This is a genomic window from Hymenobacter sp. IS2118, from assembly GCF_000715495.1.
GTDB lineage: Bacteria > Bacteroidota > Bacteroidia > Cytophagales > Hymenobacteraceae > Hymenobacter.
Window position 1 is genome coordinate 29295 of the sequence record NZ_JNLX01000006.1, and the last position, 22494, is coordinate 51788.

The 22494-nt window shown below is 61.9% G+C and carries 15 protein-coding genes; 9 read left to right on the plus strand and 6 right to left on the minus strand.

Features of this window, described 5'->3' with window-relative positions:
* Positions 1-19 precede the first annotated feature (19 nt).
* From GM79_RS00425 to GM79_RS00445, 6 genes are all read left to right on the plus strand, one after another.
* Positions 20-1279 (plus strand): PKD domain-containing protein, encoded by a 1260-nt coding sequence (locus tag GM79_RS00425; RefSeq protein ID WP_035557404.1) that lies wholly within the window; start codon positions 20-22, stop codon positions 1277-1279.
* Between the two features lie 40 nt (positions 1280-1319).
* The gene (locus tag GM79_RS00430; protein ID WP_035557406.1) at positions 1320-2201 is read left to right on the plus strand and encodes a family 16 glycosylhydrolase; all 882 of its coding nucleotides are present in this window, start codon (positions 1320-1322) and stop codon (positions 2199-2201) included.
* A gap of 15 nt (positions 2202-2216) precedes the next feature.
* Complete coding sequence (locus tag GM79_RS00435; RefSeq protein ID WP_072008482.1) at positions 2217-3122, plus strand: family 16 glycosylhydrolase; 906 nt, start codon at positions 2217-2219, stop codon at positions 3120-3122.
* A 157-nt stretch (positions 3123-3279) separates the two neighbouring features.
* Positions 3280-4698, plus strand: a complete 1419-nt coding sequence (locus GM79_RS00440) for a T9SS type A sorting domain-containing protein (RefSeq protein ID WP_035557408.1) — start codon at positions 3280-3282, stop codon at positions 4696-4698.
* Positions 4699-4990: 292 nt separating this feature from the next.
* Positions 4991-5164: a hypothetical protein gene (locus GM79_RS25215; protein ID WP_161787083.1), complete on the plus strand. Its 174-nt coding sequence runs from the start codon at positions 4991-4993 to the stop codon at positions 5162-5164.
* Positions 5165-5486: 322 nt separating this feature from the next.
* Positions 5487-8786 (plus strand): cyclic nucleotide-binding domain-containing protein, encoded by a 3300-nt coding sequence (locus GM79_RS00445; RefSeq protein ID WP_035557411.1) that lies wholly within the window; start codon positions 5487-5489, stop codon positions 8784-8786.
* 147 nt (positions 8787-8933) lie between these two features.
* On the opposite strand, the gene GM79_RS00450 is transcribed toward GM79_RS00445, so the two are convergent.
* The 5 genes from GM79_RS00450 to GM79_RS25915 all read right to left on the minus strand — a co-directional run bounded on the left by GM79_RS00450 (position 8934) and on the right by GM79_RS25915 (position 16453).
* Positions 8934-9980 carry an adenylate/guanylate cyclase domain-containing protein gene (locus GM79_RS00450; protein ID WP_035557413.1) on the minus strand — a complete coding sequence of 349 codons (1047 nt, stop codon included), beginning with the start codon at positions 9978-9980 and terminating at the stop codon, positions 8934-8936.
* A gap of 66 nt (positions 9981-10046) precedes the next feature.
* Positions 10047-10424, minus strand: a complete 378-nt coding sequence (locus tag GM79_RS00455; RefSeq protein WP_035557416.1) for a response regulator — start codon at positions 10422-10424, stop codon at positions 10047-10049.
* Positions 10425-10475: 51 nt separating this feature from the next.
* Positions 10476-12443: an ATP-binding protein gene (locus tag GM79_RS25910; protein WP_051718319.1), complete on the minus strand. Its 1968-nt coding sequence runs from the start codon at positions 12441-12443 to the stop codon at positions 10476-10478.
* Between the two features lie 289 nt (positions 12444-12732).
* Complete coding sequence (locus GM79_RS00465) at positions 12733-14046, minus strand: sensor histidine kinase (protein WP_235183884.1); 1314 nt, start codon at positions 14044-14046, stop codon at positions 12733-12735.
* 187 nt (positions 14047-14233) lie between these two features.
* A complete protein-coding gene (locus GM79_RS25915; protein WP_235183885.1) occupies positions 14234-16453 on the minus strand; it encodes a sensor histidine kinase in 2220 nt (739 codons plus the stop codon).
* Between the two features lie 605 nt (positions 16454-17058).
* Between GM79_RS25915 and GM79_RS00475 the strand changes: the two genes are divergently transcribed.
* A complete protein-coding gene (locus GM79_RS00475) occupies positions 17059-17649 on the plus strand; it encodes an HD domain-containing protein (RefSeq protein ID WP_035557419.1) in 591 nt (196 codons plus the stop codon).
* 93 nt (positions 17650-17742) lie between these two features.
* Here GM79_RS00475 and moeB read toward each other — a convergent pair whose 3' ends face one another.
* On the minus strand, positions 17743-18846 hold the full coding sequence (gene moeB, locus GM79_RS00480; RefSeq protein ID WP_035557422.1) for a molybdopterin-synthase adenylyltransferase MoeB: 1104 nt from the start codon (positions 18844-18846) through the stop codon (positions 17743-17745).
* A gap of 414 nt (positions 18847-19260) precedes the next feature.
* On the opposite strand from moeB, the gene GM79_RS00485 reads away from it, so the two are divergent.
* Together GM79_RS00485 and GM79_RS00490 are read left to right on the plus strand one after the other, a co-directional pair.
* Positions 19261-20328 (plus strand): tetratricopeptide repeat protein, encoded by a 1068-nt coding sequence (locus GM79_RS00485; RefSeq protein ID WP_161787084.1) that lies wholly within the window; start codon positions 19261-19263, stop codon positions 20326-20328.
* Between the two features lie 87 nt (positions 20329-20415).
* Positions 20416-22476: an OmpA family protein gene (locus GM79_RS00490; protein WP_035557425.1), complete on the plus strand. Its 2061-nt coding sequence runs from the start codon at positions 20416-20418 to the stop codon at positions 22474-22476.
* The last annotated feature ends 18 nt before the right edge of the window (positions 22477-22494 follow it).

Sequence of the window (22494 nt, forward strand, 5' to 3'; positions counted from 1 at the left end):
ACTTTCCACCGCTATTATCATGAAAAATATAGTTCGCATTGCCACGCTGGCCCTGCTATCGGGCCCGCTGCTGCTGGGCTCCTGTTCTAAAGACGACGACGACAACAAGCTGGAAGGGCCCATTCCGCAGTCCAGCTTCACGTTTCAGGTCAATACCACCGAGTTTCCAACGGTGGTCACCTTCACCACCACCAGCCAGGACGGCTTTTTGTACCAGTACAATTTTCTGGGCGATAACGCCGTGGCCAGCGGCGCGGTCGTGAAGCGCACCTACACCCGGCCCGGCACCTACGAGGTGGAGCTCATCACGGCCGGCAAGGGCGGCACGAGCATTTCGAGCAAGCAAACCATTACCATTCCCGACGCCTGCAACAATGCCAGCTTTAATAAGCTGGTGGGCTGCGAGGTCTCCGGCACCAAGGTGTGGTCGTACATCAACACGCCCGGCGCCATTGTGCGCGAAACGGCGGCCGGCGTGCAGCTTTCGTCCTCCGGAGCCCTGAATGCGTGCCAGCTCGACGACCAGTTCACCTTTAGCAACAACTTCACGGTGAACTATGAGAGCGGCGGCAGCACCTTCCAGAATGGGGCCTGCGGCACCTCGCTGAACCGGGGCGGCAGCTATATTTTCCGGCCCAACCCCAGCGGCAACCCGCTGATTGTGCTGCAAGGCAAGGGCGGCTTCATTGGCGTGCCCGACTCGGTGGTGAACAAAACCTACGAAATTCTGGACGTGACCGATACCCGCCTGCGCCTGCGCGGCACCAACCCCGACGGCACCCGCACGGTTATCACCCTGGCCCCTTTCGACGCCACGGCCCCCATCCGGCTGCTGCTCACCGGCGGCTCGTCGAAAACCTGGATGCTCGACAACGCCGCCGATGCCCCGATTGTGGTGGGCACCGAGGCGGCCCCAAGCTCCTACTTCGCCGGCGTGAAACCGGGCGAACTGCCCGCCTGCCAGTCAGACGATGACTACACCTTCTCCAGCGCGGGTGTGCTGACTTATGACGCCAAGGCCGAAACCTTCTCGGCCAACGGCTTCTCCTGCCAGGCACCTCAGTCCGGCACTTCGCCGTTCGTGCTTGGCCCTGCCGCCGGCGCCGGTTTGGCACAGTTCACGCTCACGCGGGCCGGTGCCTTCATCGGCACCACCGATGCCTCGCCCACGGAGCGCGTGTACCGCATTTTGAGCATCGACAACAACAAGATGACCATTCGGGCCGGCAGCGGCCAGAACAACGGAACGGTGTTCACGATAAAGCTTGTTGCTAAATAAATCGAATTCCCGATTTTATTGTACCAAAATTCCTTATTCTATGCAAATTCAATCAATAAACGTATTTCGCAGCTACCAGCTTGGGGCCAGCTTGCTGCTCGCGCTGGGCCTCACGGCGTGCACCGAAAAGCCGAGCACGCCCCCGGTTACGCCCCCGCCTGTAGTGCCCGTGGTACCGGTGGTGAACGAAGGAGCCAAGGACTATGCCGACTACAACACCTTGGTGTGGAGCGACGAGTTTGATGGCAGCTCCCTCGACCAGAGCAAGTGGGGCTATGACCTGGGCGGCGGCGGCTGGGGCAACAACGAAAAGCAGAACTACACCAATTCGGGCGATAACTCCTTCGTGAGCGGTGGCAACCTCACCATTCAGGCCCGCCGCCAGCAGTTGGGCAGCAACGCCTACACCTCGGCCCGCCTGCTCACCAAGGGCAAAAAGACCTTCGTGTTTGGTCGCATCGATACCCGCGCCAAAGTGCCGAAAGGCAAGGGCGTGTGGCCCGCCATCTGGATGCTGGGCGCCGACATCGACCAGAACAACTGGCCGAAGTGCGGCGAAATCGACATCATGGAGCTGCGCGGCAGCCGGCCCAAGGAGCTGCTGGCCACTATGCACTTCCCGGATGCCAATGGCAACCGCCTGCTGAAGGGCACCACCAACACCTTGCCGGTAGACTTGTCCGAGGACTTCCACATTTACTCGGTGGTGCGCAGCAAGGACCAGATTCGCATGTATATCGATGGCGTGCAGTACTTCACCTTTGGCCCCGGCGATACGGCCGGCAATTATCCATTCAACAATCCGTTCTTCATGATTCTGAACGTGGCCGTGGGCGGAGATTTCGACGGTGACCCCGACGCCTCCACCGTATTTCCCCAGCAGATGCAGGTGGACTACGTGCGGCATTACCAATACAAGTAGCAACCAGCGCGCACGATGGCCGGAATAGGTGGGAAAGTTAGTTCGGCCGGAAAGCGCAACCGTGGCAGTGCCACGCTGGCGCGGGTGACGGTCGTGGCCAGCAGCTTGCTGCTGGGTGCGGCCGCACCCGTTGCGCCGGTGGCCCACGGCCCGGCCCCTGCCGCCAAGCCGCGCTATACGTTCACCAAGCTGGCCTGGAGCGACGAGTTCAACTACACCGGTTTGCCCGATTCGACTAAATGGACCTACGACGTGGGCGGCCAGGGCTGGGGCAATAAAGAGCTTCAGTACTACACCAAGGCCCGCCGCGAAAATGCCCGCGTAGCAGGCGGCAACCTGGTGGTGGAAGCCCGCCGCGAAGCCCTGGAGCCCGGCAATGCCTACACCTCGGCCCGGCTCCTCTCGCGGGGCCCGGGCGGCAGCCAGACCTATGGCCGCTTCGAGGTGCGCGCCCGCCTGCCCGGCGGCCGGGGCACCTGGCCCGCCATATGGATGCTGCCCGACCAGAACATCTACGGCAACAAAAGCTGGCCCGACAACGGCGAGATTGACATTATGGAGCACGTAGGCTACGACCCCAACGTGGTGCACGCCTCCACCCACTGCAAAAGCTACTACTTCCGCACCAACAACCAGAAAACCGGCGTCACCATCATCCCGGACGCCACCACGGCCTTCCACGTTTACGCCATTGAGTGGACGCCGGAAACCATCACGGCCGAAGTAGATGGCCAGCTGTATTTCGCGGCCCGCAACGAAGGAACCGGCTGGCAAGCCTGGCCCTGGGACCAGCCCTTTCATGTCCTCCTCAACGTGGCCGTGGGCGGCGAATGGGGCGGCCAGAAAGGCATCGACGAGGCCGCTTTTCCGCAGCAGATGCTGGTGGACTACGTGCGGATATACCAAATGAAAAAAAACTAGCTGCCGGGCCTTGCACCCTGCCCTCAGGTTATCGCAGGCCATTTTACTCCAACCCCCACTTCGCCCTACTGAAGTAGTTGCCACACCCAGTACTCAGTCCGCTCCGGCCCGGGACTTTATTCCACATCATTTTCTCACCCACTTTACCCTTTTCCACATGAAAATTTTTACTTCGATGATGTGTCTTGCTGCTTTAGCGGCTGGCACCCAAGCGTCGGCTCAGACGCTCTACGACAACTTTGAGAACACGCGGCTGGTGTCTTACCCGGTAGCGCTCGGCGTGCTCACGCAGAACGCGCCCAACCCCGGCACCAACACCGTAAACAGCAGCCCCACCTGCGCGCTCTACACCCGCGACGCCGGCCAGCAATTCGCCGTTATCGTGGTGAAGCCCAATAACAGGGCGATGGCAGATGTTTCGGCCTACGTTGCGGGTACCAAGCGCATCAGCATGAAGTTCCGCAGCCCCGCCGTGGGCACCGTGGTGGAAGCCGTGCTGCAAAACAGCCGCCTGAACACCGCCAATTACCCGACCGGCAAATTTGGCGGCGACTTCCGGGCCACGACCACCGTTGCCAACGCGTGGGAAACCCTGACTTTCACCTATGTTCCGGGCACCGGGGGCAATTTTGACCCTGCCGTGAAGCCCACCGACGTAGACCAGATGGTGCTGCTGGTAGCACCCAACACCAACACCGGCGAAACCTACTACATGGACGACCTGACGGGACCGGAATTGCTCGCGCCCGTGGTTGCCCCCGGCGCGGTGAACCAGCTCTACGACAACTACGAGGGCACGCGGGTTATCAAATACATTGCCTACAAGTCGTCGGGCGGCCTGAATGCCGACACCCTGAATCCTGCCACCAGCCCCGCCAACCCCAGCGCCAAAGTGGCCCGCTACACCCGCTCCACCAATCAGTTCGACGCCCTGGTAGTGCACCCCAGGGGTGCGCCCCTGGCCGATGTCACGCCCTTCAAAAATAATCAGATACGCATGACGCTGAAGGTGTACAGCCCCGCCCCCGGCATTTTGTTCCAGATATCCCTGCAGGATTCTACCGTGGCGGGCGCCACCAATTACCCGGCCGGCCGCAACTCCGAATACACGGCTACCACCACGGCCACCAATGCCTGGGAAACGCTGACTTTCACCTTCGTAAACACGCCTAGCGCCACGGCCAACACCGCCGTGAACGAAATTGTGTTGCTGGTGGCCCCCAACACCACGGTGCGCCGCCGCGTGTACCTCGACGACTGGACGGGCCCCAGCCTGGTGGGCTTCGTAACGGCCGCCCGCACCGTGAAAACGGCTACGGCTGCCTTCGCCCCGGCTTACCCCAACCCCACTTCCGGCCTCACGAAGCTGCCCTTCAGCCTGCAAAAGCCCGCCGTGGTCAGCTTGGCCGTGTACGACAACCTGGGCCGCCGCGTGGCCACCGTGCTCGACGGCCAGACCCGGCCCGCCGGCCAGTTCACGGCGGAGCTTAATGCCGCCCGGCTGGCTTCCGGCCTCTACACCTGCCGCCTCACGGTAGATGGCGTGGCCCTGACCCGTCCGTTGAGCGTGGAATAACCAGTTTTTTCCTGTTTTGACGACCTGATGCAGCAAAACCTCAGGCCCAGACCTATCTGTGGCCTGAGGTTTTGGCTTGCTGACGGGTCACTGTTACGGTGCCGAAGGATTGGTGAGACTCCTTTCGGCACTGCCTGCGCCGGGGCCTGACAGCTACCGGCGCCACGCGGAAGGAACGGGCCACCTGGGGCCAAACGCGGTGGGATGCGTGGCCAATATCAAACCAGGTGTGCCCCGTTCCTTCTCTGGTAGTCTTCTGCTGTGCCCTTCGCCTTACGCGTTCGGCACTTCCATGAAAAAGCGTTTGCTTTCCTGTGTATTTCTTGGTCTGGGGGCCTTGCTGACTTCTACGGGTTGTAGTACGCCGGCACAAAAACAGCTGGCGCAGGCGTCACAGCTGGGCTTGGAGCCCCGCATCGACTCGCTGCTGGCGGCGATGAGCACCGAAGAGAAATGGCCCAGCTGACCAATAATAGCTTCACGCGGCCCCTGAAAGTGTATGCTGGCCAGCCCACAGTGCAGTCTGTTTTCTGAAAACGCATCGCTCAAAGAATCGAGTAACAGGCCCTTGGCAATGTGTCAAGGGCCTGTTTTGTTGAATGGTCTTCGATTCGGGAAACGGCGTAGCAGTCCTACTTTGCCGTCGCTCCGCGTTGCGCACAAACTCGCTGGCTGGCCACAGAGAGGGCTCTGGAGCTTATGACTGAAGAATCAATTATGCCGGATAGGCAGTTGGCGCCCGTATCTTTGGCTACGACCGTGCCCGGTGGTGCCGGCGTCCTTCCCGCATGATTTCTGCCACCTATCTGCAACGCCTGTTTGGTGTAAAAACCAGCGAAGCCCGCACCGTGGGGCTGTTTTTGCTGCACAACTTCCTGTTGGGCATTGGCTCGGTGCTGGTGTACGTGGCGGCCAACGTGCTGCTGCTCGAGCACGACCCCGCCCACAGCCTGCCCCTCGGCTACATTGCCGGCGCCCTGGCCATGATGGCCGTGAGCCGGGTTTACACCTACTTCGAGCACCATTACCTGCTGAAAAAACTGGCCGTGCGCGTGCTGCTGGCCGTAGTGGCCCTCACCGGCGTGATGGGCGTGCTCGTAGTGGTGGGCCATTCGGTGGCGGCGGCCGTGGCCGTGATGGTGGGCTACCGCGTCATCTACCTGCTCACCAACCTCGAATTCTGGGGCGTGTCGGCGGTGGTGTTCGATGTGCGGCAGAGCAAGCGCCTGTTCAGCGTCATCAGCGCGGGCGACATGCCGGCCAAGGCGCTGGGCGCGCTGCTGGCGGCCCTCATCCACGGCGATGCGCAGCTGCCGGTGCTGCTGGGCGTGTCGTTCGTGGCTTACCTCGGGGCGCTGTTCGCGCTGCGCTCCACGCTCAGCTCGCACGTGGTGGAAGCGGCCGCGCGGCCCCAACGACATTCCCGGCAGCAGCCGGCGGCTCTCGTGCAGCGGTGGTTTGGCGGCAGCGAGCTGGTGCTGGCCATGTGCCTGAGCCTGGTGGCCATCGCCGCGGTGATTTCGGGCGTCGAGTTTCTGTTTTTTATCAATGTGAAACTACGGTTTCATGCTTCAGAGGATATTACGCAGTCCGTGGGCTGGGTTTTGGGACTGACCTACCTGGCAGCGATGTTCTTTAAGCTGTTGGTGAGCCGGCAGACCCTTGACCGCTACGGCGTGCAGTGGTCGCTGCAGCTGCTGCCGGCCGTGGCGCTGGGCTGCCTGGCGGTATTTGGCGGGGTGCAGGTGCTGGGCGCTTCCAGCCAAAGTACCTTGCTCGCCTATTTCTGCGGCCTCTACCTGCTGCTGGAAGTGCTGCGCCGCACCGTGTTCGACCCCGTGTTTCTGGTGCTTTTTCAGCCGCTGGCGCCGCAGCAGCGCCTGGCGGCCCACACCCTGGCCAAAGGCTTTTACGAGCCATTGGGCATGGGCCTGACGGGCGTGCTCTTCCTGGCCCTGGGCGCGGTTGACAGACTGAGCGGCTGGATTCCCTTCGCCTGGATGAGCGGGCTGCTGGTGCTGGCGCTGTGGTTTTTGCGCCGCACCTACCGCGCCTATCTGGCCGAGCTGAAGGAGGGCCTGGGCCGACGCTTTACCGAAACCGCCGACCTGGCCCTGCCCGACGCCGCCCTTCAGGTGGTGCTGGCCCACCTGCGCAGCCCCCGCGCCACCGAAGTGCTGAACGCCGTGGCGTGGCTCCGCCAACGCGAGCCCACGGCCCTGGCTGCCCACGCCCCTGCCCTGCTCGAACACTCCGACGAGCGGGTGCGCCTAGCCCTGCTGGCTACCCCCGAAGCCCGGCCCCTCCCCCCGGAAGCGCTGCTGGCGCTGGCCTTACGCGACCCAGCTTCGGCCGTGCGCGAAGCCGCTGCCCGGCAGTTTGCCAGCGCGATTTCGGACGCGCCCGCGCTGACGGCGATGCTAGCCGGCACGGACCTGGCTGCCCGCCAGGGCGCCATTCGGGGCAGCCTGGAAGCACAGCCCGACCACGAGCCGGCCCACCGCAGCCTCCAGCAGCTCCGGCAAGAGGCGACACCAGCAGCCAATACTGCGGCGTTGGGACTCTTGGAATTCTTTAGTAACGACGCTCAAACGCAGCTTCTTGACAGCAGCTTAGCCAGCCCGGACGGTGCCGTAGCGCATGCAGCCTTGCGGGCCATTGGCACCTTGGGCCACACTGATTTTGTCCCTTATCTGGTGCGGGCATTGGGCGAAAAGGGACAGTGGCAGCCCGCCGCCGACAGCCTCGTGGCGCTGGGTACGCCGGTAGTAGCAGCCCTGCGCGAAGCCCTTACCAATTCGAAAAGCAACGTTTTGACGCATCGGCTGGCCGATGTGCTCGAACGCCTCGACGCTCCCGCCAGCCGGGCCGCGCTGGTGGAGCTGGCCCAATCTGCCAATTTGTTTTTCCGGCTGGTGGCGTTGCGGTCCTTACGCCACTCTTCGCCCGCAGTGGCCGAACAGGACGTGTTTGAGCAGTTGCTGCGTGAGGAATTTCACCTGGCATCCCAGCTGCTGGGCGGCCTCGTGCCAACCCAGCCGCCCGCTCTGGTCGCCACCGTCCACTACGAGCTGGGCCTGTTGCACCAGCGCGTGTTCGGCATTCTGGCCCAGCTCTACGATGCGGACCTGGTGGCTACCGCGCAACGCAACGTGGCCCACGCCGCCCGCGAACGCCAGGCCAATGCCCTTGAAATACTCGACAACCTTATTCCCCGGCCCATTTACCAGGGCCTGCAAGCCCTACTCGACGACACGCCCGTAGCGGAGAAGGCCCGCCTGTTCGCCACTCTCACGGCACCAAGCCGCCCGCCGCGCGTTGCCCTCAAAAATGCCAGCCGAGGCCACAGCACAGCTTTAGCGCCGCCCCAGGAGGTTACTCACCGAGCCGAAGCACTGCCCGCGTTTCTGCTCCGCCGGGGCCATAGCGCCTTCACGGCCTGGACGCTGAGCGTGGCCCTGCGCCACTGGCAACCCGCCGAAACTGCCGATGCCGCCGCGCTGCTGTTGCCCTACTTGCAGGCCACCATTCCGCTGCTGCGGGAAAGCGCCGCAGTGGCGGCCACCGCGCTGGCCACGCATTTGGGCCAACCCTCACCTGATTCCTCTTCCCCTTTATCAGCCATGAGCCACGCTCCTGCCAACGCCGACGCCCGTATTTCCGCCCTGGAGCGCGTGGTAGTCCTCAAAAGCACCGCCTTGTTTGCCCAAACGCCCGAAAACGTGCTGAGCAGCATTGTTCCCATTATGCGGGAAGTGACTTTTGAGGAGAATGAGGAGATTTTTGCCAAAGGCGACATTGGCACGTCGCTTTTCATCGTGCACGACGGGCAGGTGGGCATTTTCAACGGCAGCCAGCAGCTGGCTACGTTTGGGCCCGGCGATTTTTTTGGCGAGCTGGCCCTGCTCGATGCTGAGCCGCGCTCGGCTTCGGCGGCGGCGCTGAGCCAGGTGCTGGCCTTCCGCATCGACCAGGAAGATTTTTACGACGTGATGGAAGAGCGCGGCGAAGTGCTGCGCAACATCATGCGGATGCTGTGCCAGCGCATTCGGCAGCAGAACGAGAAGATGCGCGAGCTGGCCGGCTAACTTGTTAGCTGTTAGCTGTTCAACTTAGGTCAGATACTCAAGTGGTCCAAGTGTTTGGCCCAAATAAAACACAATTTAATTGCTTCAACCGACTGATTTTTAAGCAGAAAGCTAACAGCTATTGGCTGAAAGCTAATGGCTCATTACTTACGCCACGACTTCGTAGATTTTTACGGGCAGCGACTTGTTCTTCAACGTTACCTCGCTCACGAACTGGCACTGAAACGACTCCTTCACCTTGAGGTACACGGCCTCGCTGATGATTATTTGCCCCGGCTTGCCGGCCGCCTGCAGTCGCTGCGACACGTTCACCACGTCGCCAATCACGGTGTAGTCCAGCCGCTTGAGCGACGCCGAGCCTATATTGCCCGATACGACTTCTCCGGTGTTCAGGCCGATGCTTACTTCGGGGCGGTAGGCGAAGCCGGACGGGAGTGGGGCGCTGCTGTACTGCAGCGCAGCACGGGCCGAGAGCGCGGCATCAATGGCCCGGTCGAGGTGGTGCTCGCCCCGAAAAACGGCCATCACGGCATCGCCCATGAACTTATCGACGTAGCCGCCCTGCGCAATAATCTCCTTCACCATCACGTCGAAGTAGGTGTTGAGCAGGCTCACAACGTCGGTGGGCGCGAGCTGTTCGGCCAGGGAAGTGAAGCCGCAGATGTCGAGAAAAACGATAGTAGCCTCTACGGTTTCGCTGGCCAGCAGCCGGTTTTCGAAGTCGGGCCGGGTCATGAAATTGAGCACCGTCTCGTCGACGTACATCTTGAGAATATTGTTTTCCTGGATGGCCCGCAAGGTGTCGCGTAGCTGGCGCACCTGCTCGGCAGTTTTCTCAATGGTCAGCTCCAGGTCCTGGAAATCGACGGGCTTCACCACGAAATCGAACGCGCCCCGGTTCATGGCGGTGCGCAGGTTACCCAGGTCGCCATAAGCCGACACGATGACCGTTTTCATGGCCGGATGCTGGGCGTGGGTGTGCGTGAGCAAGGTCAGCCCGTCCATCACCGGCATGTTGATATCGCTGAGGATGACGTCGGTATCGGGGTTTTCGATGATGCGGGCCAGGGCTTCCTGACCGTTGCAGGCGAAGACAAACTCGTAGACGCTCTCGCGGATTTTGCGCCGAAATTTCTGCTTGATGAGCAGTTCGAGGTCGGCTTCGTCATCGACCACCAGTATTTTCGTCTTCATAGCAAGGGTGGCATTAAGGGTGGGGCCGGGCGTAGTGGTAGGGTTCGGGAATGTAAGTCGGCAGCGTTAGGAAATCAACTGGGCCAGCTTTTCCTTCAGCACTGCAAAATCCACGGGTTTGGTCAGGAAGTCATTGGCACCCAGCGCCATCGCCTGGCGGTAGCTTTCGTCATCGCCGTAGGCCGTAATCATCACCATGGTAGTGGGCGGCATCTCAAACTCCTTCTTCACGTGGCCCAGCAGCTCCAGCCCGCTCATGCCGGGCATGTTGATATCGGAGAGAATAATGAGCACCTCTGAGTGGTGGTCGCGCAGGTAGGTCATGGCTTCCTCGCCCGAAAAAGCGAAGCTGAAACTCATTTCCCCACTGCGGATTTCGCGGCGAAAACGCTGCTGAAACAAGTCACGAACATCGGTTTCGTCGTCAACAACCAGGATTTGCATAACTCGGTTTTTCGGGGATAAGGGGCCACCAAAGTTAGGGCCTGCCACCGGTTAGGCGGGCAGGGCCACAATAAATTCGGTGCCCACGTTCACCTCGCTTTCCACCAGCAGGCGCCCGCCGTGGCCGGTGGTCACCACGTCGTGGCTGAGCGAGAGGCCCAGGCCCGTGCCCTCGCCCACCGCTTTGGTAGTGAAAAAGGGCTGGAAAATCCGGGCCTTCACCTGCTCTGGCATACCCGTGCCATTGTCACGGATGCTGATTTCGACACCATTCGCCACGGCCCGCGTACTCACCGTCACCTCGGGTTGGTAATCCGCCGGGGATTCTTCGTGCTGGCGCTGGCGCACGGCATGAAAGGCATTGGTAAGCAGGTTAATCAGCACGCGCCCCAGGTCCATAGGGGCCACCGAAACCAGCGGCAGGTCGGGAGCCAGCACAGTGGTGAGCTGCGCCGTAAATGCCTTGTCCTTGGTACGCAGGCCCTGATAGGCTAGGCGCAGGCTGTCCTCCACCAGGGTGTTGAGGTTGGTGGCCTGGCGGGGGCTGGCGCCGGTGCGCGAGTGCTCCAGCATGCCCTTGATGATAGACGTGGCCCGCTGGCCGTGCTGACTGATTTTCTGGAGGTTTTGCTTGAGGCCGGCCAGGATTTCCTGCTCCAGGTCGGGGTTGCGAGCGGGGCCGGTGGGGTCGCCGGTTATCTCATCCACGAGGTCGGTGCTCACTTCGGCGAAGTTTTTCACGAAGTTGAGCGGGTTTTGCAGCTCGTGGGCAATGCCGGCGGTGAGCTCACCCAGAAAGGCCATTTTCTCGCGCTGCACCAGCTGCTCCTGCGTGGTTTTCAGCTCGGCCAGGGACTCCTCCAGCGCTTCTTTGGCGCGCTGCTGCTGCCGGGCATGCCGGCCCAGCAGCAGCGCCAGCAGCAGCAAGCCCACCAGGCCCGCCACCAGGGCATAGGTCCGGTAGCGGGTTTTGAGGGCCGCCTGGCTGGCGGCGGCTTGCTGCGCGCGCTGCTGCTCCAGGTAGTTCAGGGATTGCAGGCGCATCACCTTTTCCTGGCCGAAAAGCGTGTCCTTCATCACCAGCATCAGGCTCTGGTACCGGAGGGCGCTATCGGACTGGTCACGCATTTTAAAATCCTTGGTCAGCAACGTGCTGGCGTTGAGCACGCCCCGCAGAAAGCCGTTGGTTTGGCCGGCCTGGCAGCCCAGGCGGCCGTAGTAAATGCTGGAATCGAGCCGGCCCAGCTGCTGGTAGAGCGTGGCCAGGCCCACGTAGGAAAAATTGAGGCTGCGCAAATGCCCCACCTTCTTCGATTCGGCAATGCTTTTACGGTAGAACACGGCGGCCTCATCCAGCTTTCCTTCCTTGCGGGCCACATTGCCCAGCCCGTACAAAATGTAATTGGTGGGCGTGCGCAGCCGACGCGCCAGGGCATAGGCCCGCTCCTGAAAAATCCTGGCCGAATCCAGCTGGTCGAACAAGTCGTAAGCAAGTCCGATATTACTCAATTCCAGCACTATACGGCGCTCGGCCCGCAGCTCTTCGTCAATTTTCAGGGCCCTAAAGTAGTACGACAGGCCTTGGCGCTTATCGCGCAGGTACACGTAAATGATGCCGATACTGCGTAGGTTCTGGGCTTCGAGGGCACGGTCCTGGGTGGCTCTGGCGATGCGTAGCGACTGCTGAAAGACCTCCAGCGAACGGGCCAGGTTGCTTTCGCGCAGGGCGGCACCGAGGCGGTTCAGGGCTTCGCCTTCGCCGTGGCGGTAGCCCACGCGGCGGGCCAGGGCCAGCGCCTTGAGGGCATACACGGCGGCCGAATCGGTGCGCTGCGTCCACAGCTGGTCACTGAGTTGGCACAGCACAATCACGCGCAGGGTATCGGGCAGCGGCCGGTCCAGTACCCGGCGCAGGCTGTCCACGCTCCGGCTTTGGGTGGCTTTGGGCAACGGCACCGCTCCTGCCGAGAGGAAACCACTCAGCAGCAACAGCACCAAAAGGCTCAGCCGGAAACGCATGCAGAAAAAGGAGTTACGTAGTTAGCTTCAAGCCTTGAGCTGCGAGCCGCAAGCTGGTTTACTATGCTTTATGAAAATTCAATATTCGTTTCAAGCGTACATGATACGCTGTGCAACCTGCTATTTTGTGAGTAGTAGGCTTGAAGCTTGCTGCTTGAAACTTGTGGCTCACTACTTAAAAGCAATCGGAACAACCAAACCAAATATAGGGTTTTAGCAGGCGAAAAAACGCAACAAGCTGGCCCAAAAAGAGCAACCCAGCCGGCGAGTGGCCCCGACGTCGGTCGACCTATTTAACTGGCAAGCTAATCAGAAACTCGGTGAAGCTTCCTTCTTCCGAACTCACCGTGAGGGTGCCGCCGTGGCCCTGAGTCACGATGTCGTAGCTCAGCGACAAACCCAGGCCGGTGCCTTCGCCACTGGGCTTGGTGGTAAAGAAGGGCTGGAATATTTTCTGCCGCACGGCTTCGGGGATGCCCGACCCGTTGTCGCGTACCCGAATTTCGAGTTGGTCGCCGCGTTGGTGCGTGCTCACGGCCACGGTGGGCGCGTAACCGGCCTCACCGCGCAGCTGGCGCTGGCGCACGGCATAAAAGGCGTTGCCAAACAGGTTGAGCAGCACCCGACCCAGGTCGGGGCCAATGGCTGGCACCAACGGCAGGTCGGGCGCAAAGTCGGTATTGAGGGTGGCGTTAAAAGTCTTGTCCTTGGCGCGCAGGCCCTGATAGGCTAGGCGCAGGTACTCGTCGGCCAGGTGGTTGAGGTTGGTGGGCTGGCGCTCGCCGGTGCTGGCGCGGCTGTGTTCGAGCATGCCTTTCACGATGCTGGCCGCGCGCTGCCCGTGGTGATGAATCTTCTGCAGGTTCTGGGCAATGTCGGCCAACAGCTCGGCTTCAAGGTCGGGGTCGCGGATGGGGCGGGCCTGCTCCTCGCTCAATTCGGTCAGCATCTCCACGCTCACGTCGGCAAAGTTGTTCACGAAGTTGAGCGGGTTCTGGATTTCGTGAGCGATGCCGGCCGTCAGCTCGCCCAGGCTGGCCATTTTCTCGGACTGCACCAGCTGCGCCTGCGTGGTGCGCAGCTCGGTGAGGGCCGCGCGCAGCTCCTCGGCCTGAAGGGTGAGGGCTGCGGTGCGCTCCAGCACCAGCCGTTCCAGCTCCACGTTTTGCGCCTCGATGAGGCGTTTGGCTCTCTCTTCTTCCTCCCGCTGCAGTCGTTCCTTTTCCAGCCCCTTTTTCTGGCTCCGGGCGATGATAATGAAGGCAATCAACCATGTTATGGCAAATCCCTGCGTGCTATCCACCAGTTGGTCGAGGCGCGTAGTCAGGCGCCCGTCGGCCCCAGCCAGAATAAATTCGAGGAGCTTGTTTAGGAGAAACGGTGCCAACGCCAGCAGCAGTGTACGGGCCGGGCGGTAGTCGCGCAAGGCCACCAGCACGGCCGCCACCGTCAGCAGCACAAACAGCCAGTACCCATCCACCAACACCGGCACCCGCAGCTTAAAAACCCACGCGGCGAAGGCCAGGGCAATGCTGGGCACCCAGATGTAGTTCAGAATATTGTTCCAGGCCAACCGGGCAGGCAGGTCCAAAAAACGACGCAAACCCCTGACCATCAAGATGGCAACCGGAGCCAAAATCAGGAGTTCACCGTAACCAGCGGAAGATTTCATCGCAGCAAAAACGCAGTGGCAGGGGCGGCAGGCCATAAGAGCCCAGCTCACACCCTAAATTTCAGCACCGCCAAGGTACACTTGGAGGCAGTAATAAAGTCGCCGGCCGGCGTGGCCGCTACTGGGGCAGGGTGATGAGGAACTCCGTGCCCTGGCTCTCGCGGCTCTCCACCGTGAGCGTACCGCCGTGGCCCTTGGTCACAATGTCGTAGCTCAGCGAGAGGCCCAGGCCCGTGCCCTCGCCCGCTGGCTTGGTGGTGAAAAAGGGCTGAAAAACCTGCGCCCGCACCGCCTCGCTCATGCCCGTACCGTTGTCCTGCACCCGAATTTCCACGCGACTGTCTTCAAGGCGCCGGGTACTTAGCGTCACGGTGGGCTGGTAGGCCGAGCCGGCTGCGGCGGCTTGCCGTTGGCGCTCCCGCACGGCGTGCAGGGCATTGGTGCCAATATTGAGCAGCACGCGCCCCAGGTCCGGCGCCACCACGGCCACGGCGCCCAACGCGGGGTCCAGCTCCAGCTCCAGCTGTGCGCTGAATGCCTTGTCGTGAGCACACAGGCCCTCGTAGGCCAGGGCCAGCGACTCGCCGGCCAGGGCGTTGAGGTCGGTGGCCTCGCGCTGGCCCAAGCCGGCCCGCGAATGCTCCAGCATACCTTTGATGATGGCCGAAGCGCGCTGGCCGTGCTGGCTAATCTGCTGAAGGTTTTGCTTGAGGCCAACCAGAATTTCGCCTTCCAGGCCCGTATTCTGGCGCGTATCGGCACCGTTGCTGTGAATGTCATCGACGAGGTCGGTGCTGACCTCGGCAAAGTTTTTCATGAAGTTGAGCGGGTTTTGCAGCTCGTGGGCAATACCCGCGGTGAGCTCACCCAGAAAAGCCATTTTTTCGGACTGCACCAGTTGGGCCTGCGTCGTGCGCAGCTGGGCCAGCACCCGCCGTTTGGCGCGCAGCTGTTGGTAGGTGAACACCCCCAGCCCCGAAACCAGCACCACGGCCAGCAGAGCCCCCATCAGCAGCCAGTTGCCCAGGCGCAGGCGCTCTGCTTGCACGGCCTGCTCCTGGTGCAGGTTATTTATCTGCGTGGTTTGGGCCTGTTCCACCCGCTCGTTCTCGTATTGCGCCACATGAAACGAGTTCTGGGCGGCGTTGAAGGCCGTAGTTAAGGCAATGTATTCGCGGGAGTAGCGCTGCGCCTCTGCGGGCTGCCCCTGCTCGTCGTAAAAAGCCACTAGCTGCTGCAGGTACTTGGGGCGCAGGCGGTCGAGCTTGGCGGCCGTGGCCTTCTGGTAGGCCCGCAGCCAGTGTGTTTCGGCGCGGGCACCGTCTTGCCGGGCAGTGTAGTACTGGGCCCAGGTTGCGTCAAGCTCCAGCTCGCCCGGCTTGTCCGACATGGGCAAGCGTAGCGAGTCGGCCAGGTGCTGGGCACGGGCGAGCAGCTGGCCAGCGGGCGCTATCTGCTTCATTTGCAGCAGCACCGCCGCCTTTTGCACGAGGGCATGCGTCCGAATCATGAGCTGTTCGGAGGGGTCGGGGCTGCGGGCGGCCAGGGCCGAGTCGGACGCTTGCAGGGCGGCCTGCGGCTGCTGCTGCTTCAAATAAAGCTTCGAGAGCGCCACGTAGGTAAACACCCGGTTCTGGCCCTGCACCTGCCGGAATCCGGGCTGGGCCAGGGCCAGGCTCAGGTACTGCACGGCCTTGTTGGCATTGCCCCAATCGGCGTAGATGGCCCCGGTCACCAGCAGCTCGTTGAGGTACAGCTTGCGGCTGAAGAGCTGCATCATGTCGGCTGCGTGCAGGCTGTTATTGATGGCCCGGTGGTAATCGCCCATGCGCCGGTAGTAGCCTGCCTGCGACAAATAGCAGGCCGCCACGTTCTCCTCATCACCCCGCAGCCGGTAGAAGGCCAGCTTGCTCTCGTAGTACTGCTTGCGCTCTTCCGGAGCATTTAAGCGGTTGAAGAGCGTCACCAGGTCAATCAGCAGCCACGGCACGGGACGCCCGGCGCGGTCAAACTCGGCCACGGCTGCCTGCATGCTGTCCAGGGCGGTGGCTGCGCTGGCGGGCAGCGGCCACAGCACAAGGCCCGCCCGCAGGCGGCGGTAGGGTGCGGCATCGAGCACCCTCACGCGCCGGTTCAACGTTAGAAGCTGGTCGAGCAACGGCAGGGCCTGGGCGTTGGTGGGGCGCAGGTCGAGCAGGTGCACTATGGTTCGGAGGCGAGTTGTGTCTGATTGCGGCCCGGAAAGCGTGGCCGATAAGGAGTCGTAATCAGCATCCCAGTAGCGATGCTGCGCTCGCAGGGACCCGCTCATGGCCCACACTGCCAGAAACGTAAGCACCCACTTCAGGGGCAAAAATGCAGCGTTGGGCCGGGCTACTGGCCGGACTCTTGGCCGGCAACACCCTGCGCCGCGCCGCGCCTGCCCAAGCGTGACGCACGGGTTTAGGCTTGCGCAATCGTTGCCGGCAAATGGCAGAAAAGAGGACTTGAAGAACACGCCAGTATGAATTAGCCTCCGAAAAAGGTAGTGCTGGGCCGCAGGCCGGGCGTTCCAACTCGTAAAGATGAATGAATCTGCGCATCCGACTGCGCGGAGCGGTTAATTTGTCTATACCTGAATAGCTGCCTCCAGCAAAACGCAACTACTCGTGCGTGCTGATTTTCAAGTAAGACACGGGGTTTTTGGTAAAAATCAACACGCAGCATCTTAAGTTATTGGCCAACTCATTTTTTTTACCTTCTCCATCGATTATTGTTCCTCTCACTCCCGTACGGCGGCTGTCGCAGGTAGCTCAGGCCTGAAACTGAATTGAGCCTGCTCTGAGGCGCTTTGGCGGGCGGACGGACCAAGGTTTGGGGCGAGGCCGTCGTGCTTTGTATTTTCATCTTTACCTAGTTGCTTTACGCTTACGCGGGGCTGTCCCCGTTCCGCGCCCCCGCCCCATGCACGCCCAAGCCGCCGAAGCATACATCGTAGAAGAGCTGCGCCGGGGCCTCTCCCCTACGCTTTATTACCACGGCCTGCACCACACCCTCGACGTAGCCGCGGTGGCCCTGGAGCTGGCGGTGGCCGAAGGCGTGACGGACCCCGAATCGCTCGGCCTGCTGCGAATGGCCGCCTTGTTCCACGATGCCGGCTTTCTACGAACCTACCAGGGGCACGAAGCCGCGGGCGGCGAGCTGGTGCGCGCCACACTGCCGGATTTTGGCTACACCCCAACCCAAATCGAACAGATTTGCAGCATGATAATGGCCACGCGCTATCCCCAGGAGCCGCGCAATCAATTGGATGACATCCTCTGCGACGCCGACCTCGACTATCTGGGCCGGGACGATTTCGAACCAATTTCGACCAGTCTTTTCCAGGAGCTGACCGCCCGCCAGCTCATTGCCGGGGAGTACGAGTGGTTTCAGCTGCAAGCCAGCTTCCTGGCCCACCACCGCTACTGGACGCCCACCACCATCGCCCGCCGCACCGCCGCCAAGCAAGCACGCCTCGACCATATTCTGGCGCTGCTGGCCGCCTGGAGCTAATTCTAGTTGTTAATTGCTCGTTGTCAGCTGTAAGCTGTCAGTTATTGATTGTTAATACCGACCCACTGACAACTGATAACGAGCACCTGACAACTAATAGTCAGCCAGACCATTGCGGAGCGAATACACGGTGGCATGGCCGTGCGCCAGTAGCAACTGCGCCGCTTGCTGGCTCCGCCGGCCGCTGGCACAATGTACCACCACCGGGATGTCGGAGCGTAGTTCAGCGAGCTTGTTGGGGAGCTGGGCCAGGGGAATGAGGTGGCCGCCAATGTTGCGCTGGGCATATTCATGCGGCTCGCGCACGTCCAGCAGTTGCAGGGGCCGGCCGCTTGCCTGCCAGGCTTTTAACTCTTCGGCACTGATTTCGGGGGCCGGCGCCTTGGCTTCGTTGTCTGCGGTTTCGCCACAGAATGCGGCGTAATCGGCAGCCAGGGCCGTAAGCTGCTGGTTGGCGGCCACAGCCCGGAAGCGGATGGGCTGGAACCGCATGCCGAGCACGTCCAGCAGCAGCAGGCGCCCGCTGAGCACCTCCCCCAGCGCGAGGATGATTTTGAGTACTTCGGCCGCCTGCAGCGTGCCTACCAGGCCGGGCAGCACGCCCAACACCCCGATTTCGGCGCAGCTGGGAGACTCGCCGGGCGCGGGCGGCACCGGGTGCAGGCAGCGGTAGGTGGGGCCATTCTGGTAGTTGAACACCGAAACCTGGCCTTCAAACTTGAAAATGGCGCCGAATACCAGCGGCTTGCCCAACACCACGCAGGCGTCGTTGACCAGGTAGCGGGTGGCGAAATTATCGGAGCAATCCACCACCAGGTTGTAGCCGGCCAGCAGCTCCAGCGCATTGGCCGCTGAAAGGTGCACCTGATGCGTGTGAAGCGCAATAAATGGGTTTTGCGCGTGAAGCTTTTCGGCGGCAACCAGGGCTTTGGGACGGCCCACGTCGGCGGTGGCATACAGCACCTGACGTTGCAGGTTGCTGTCGTCCACGGTGTCGAAATCGAGCAGGCCTAGCGTGCCCACGCCGGCGGCGGCCAGGTATTGCAGCACCGGGCAGCCCAGCCCGCCGCAGCCCACCACCAGCACACTGGCCGCCTTCAGTTTCTGCTGGCCCGGCACGCCGATTTCGGGTAACAGCAAGTGGCGGCTGTAGCGGCTGGTTTCGGCAGCGGAAAGAGACTGGTCGGCAGGAATCATCAGCAGCAGCAGGTATAAGGTGCAATGGTTGTCAACAGCTGAGCCACGCTTTCGGCCCTACCGCCGCAATTTCGACATCAGGAACGAGTTTGGGGCCGGTTGCTGGCGGAAGGCCGAATGAGGACGCTGGCGGCTGGTGCCTGCTTCAGCTCAGGAATGCAGCCGGTGAGAGGGTTGCCTGGGGAGCTGCGCGGCCTACATTTGCTTATGAGCGTCGGCAGCAACGCTGGTAAATCCAGTTGTTCTATATCGATTCATGACTTAACATAATAAATATATGGAGTTAATATGCTCATCTGTTCCCTGCTATGACTGGCCGGCGCGCCTGATTTATGGCCACACATGGTGCGCCTGATAGTAAAATCCAATATCTTCGCCTGTTGTAGAATTCCATCTGATTCTGTTTCAGTTACTATGTCGAAAGCTATACTATTATCCTTGCTGCTGGCCCTGCCCCTGGCGGGCTACGCCCAGGTTGACACCGTGCGGGCCAGCACCCTGCCCGGCCCCCAGCTAGCGGAAAAAGCCTACAACAGCGGCCTGGCCAGCTTCAATGCCCAAAGCTACCCGGCCGCCCTGCGCAGCTTCGACCAGGCCATTGCGGCCAAGGCCGATTTCGCGGCGGCCTACACCAACCGTGCGGCTACGCGCTTCGAGCTCAAGGAGTATCCGCAGGCCTTAGCCGATTACGACCAGGCCCTGAAGCTGGAACCGGGCAACTATGCCGGCTATTTTGGCCGGGGCCGCGTGCGGGAGGCCCAAAACCAGTCCGCCGAGGCCGACCAGGACTATTCTGAAGCCGTGAGAATCCAGCCCGACTACGCCCCGGCCTGGTACAACCGCGGCGTGTTGCGCTTTGAGAAAGGCGATTACCAGGCGGCCCGCGACGACTTTGATGGCGCCATTAAAGCCGACCCCAAAATGGCCTACGCCTATCATGACCGCGGCAGCGCCAACCAGAAACTCAGCAACTACGCCGCCGCCGCCCAGGACTATTCCCAGGCCCTAACGCTGCAGCCGGAATTACTGGCGGCGCTGCTCAACCGCGCTACCGTGGAGCGCCGCGCCGGCCAGCTGCCCCAGGCCCTGCGCGATTACGACACCTACCTGGCCAAGAAAGCCGACAATGCCCTGGCTTTCAGCAACCGCGGCAGTGCGCGCTTCGAAAACAAAGATTACGCCGGGGCCATCGCCGATTTCAGCCAAGCCATCAAGCTCGATGCGGCCTATGCCTATGCCTGGAATAACCGCGCCGCCGCCCAGCTGAAGCTGGAAAAATACGCCGCCGCCGCCGCCGATGCCAGCCAGGCCATTAAGCTGAAGCCCGACTACGCCGAGGCATACCTGAACCGCGGCCACGCCCGCGAAATGCTGCGCCAGGCCGACGAAGCCTGCCAGGACTGGCGCAAAGCCGCCGAGCTGGGCATCGCGGCTGGCGACAACTACGCTGCCGCCGCCGGCTGCGCGGGCGAGGCCCAATAGAAACGCGCTTCGGCGCGTTCGGCGGCCGAAAGCTTCTGCAACGATTGAACGCGCCGAGGCGCGTTTCTACCTTTTTTATTTACTACGATGCCTGCTTTTTTCCGCCTGTTGCTGCTGTTGTTGCTTGCTCCCACGTTCCAGGCAGCGGCCCAGAGCGTGGCGTTTACCAAAGACCGGTTTCCTGACAATAAGGAAGGGTTGCGCGAGGCAATGCGCGAGCTAAAAGAAGGCGATACCGAATACGGCGCTGACCCGGCCCGCTACGCACAGGCCCTGCCCCACTACCTGGCGGCCCAGCAGTTCAACCCCAACAACGCGGGCCTGAATGTGAAAATCGGGGACTGCTACCTGCATTCGACCACCCGCACCGCTGCCCTGCCTTATTTGCAAAAAGCCGCCAAGCTCGACGTGACGGCCGATGCGCGCACGCACTACCTGCTGGCCCGCGCCCTGCACCTGAGCGCCAAGTGGGCCGAGGCCATTGCCGAATACCAGCAGGCGCCGCCCGTGGGCGGCAATACCCGCAACGGCAGCGCCGAAGTACTGACGGCCAGCGACCTACAGCGCTACATTCAGCAGTGCCGCAACGGCCAGCAGCTCATGGCCAAGCCCGTACGCGTGTTCATCGACAATGCCGGACCGGAGCTGAACTCGGCGGATTCGGACTACGGGCCCGTGGTTTCGGCCGATGAATCGACCATTGTGATAACCTCGCGGCGGGCCGGCTCGACGGGCGGCAAAAAAGACCCCGAGGGCAACGGCTACTTCGAAGACATTTACCAAGCCACCTGGACGGGCAAAACCTGGAGCCGCGCCGCCAACCTGGGCGCCCCCGTGAATACCGACGACCACAACGCCACCGTGGGCCTGGCGCCCGATGGCCAGCGCATGCTGGTGTATTCGGGCGGCAACGGCGGCGACATTCTCGAAGCCAACCTGAGCGGCAGCGCCTGGGGCAAACCCAAGCAGCTGGGCTCGCGCATCAACACGCGCAGCCACGAAACCTCGGCCAGCTACTCGCCCGATGGCCGGTATCTGTACTTCGTGAGCAACCGGGAAGAAGGCAGCCTGGGCGGGTCCGACATTTACAAGGTGGAGCTGGACGGGCGGGCACCGGCCGTGAACCTGGGCTCCATCATCAACACGCCCTACGGTGAGGAAGGCGTTTTTATGCAGCCCGACGGCAAAACCATGTTCTTCTCTTCGGAAGGCCACAACACGATGGGTGGCTACGACATCTTCAAGTCGGTGTTTGAAAACGGCAAGTGGAGCAAGCCCGAAAACCTGGGTTGGCCCATTAATACGCCCGACGACGACGTGTTTTTTGTGACCTCGGCCTCGGGGCGGCACGGCTACTATTCCAGCGACCGGCCCGGCGGCCTGGGCGCCAAGGACATTTACCGCATCACTTTCCTCGGCGCCGAAAAGCAGCCCCTGCTCAGCGAAGAAGACCAGTTGCTGGCCTCGCGGCTGGCACCCATCAAGCAAACCGTGCTGGCCCCGGCCGTGGAAGTGGCCACGGCCCAGGTTACCATTCTGAAAGGCACCGTGACCGACGACGCCACAAAGCAGCCGTTGGAAGCCACCATCGACCTCATCGACAACACCAGCGGCCTCACCATTGCCACGTTTCGCAGCAACTCCACCTCGGGCCGGTACCTCGTGAGCTTGCCTTCGGGCACCAACTACGGCATTGTAGTGCGGCAGGACGGCTACCTGTTTCACTCCGAAAACTTCGACCTGCCCGCCGGCGCCGCCTACGCCGAAGTGGTGAAAGATATCGCCCTCAAACGCCTGGAAATGGGCGTTACCATTGTGCTTAAGAACATTTTTTTCGACACCGGCAAAGCCTCGCTGCGCCCCGAAAGCACGGCCGAGCTGGAACGTTTGCAAAAGCTCCTCACCGAAACCCCGGCCCTGAAGCTCGAAATGGCCGGCCACACCGACGATGTGGGCGAAGCCGCCAAAAACCAGGACCTCAGCCAGCGCCGCGCCCAGGCCGTGGTCACGTACCTCACGCAGCACGGCATTGCGGCGGGCCGCCTCACCGCCGCCGGCTACGGCGAAACCCGCCCCGTGGCCCCCAATACCAACAAAGCCAACCGCCAACTCAACCGCCGCACCGAATTTAAGGTGACCGGCAAATGAGTTGTCAATTGCTAGTTG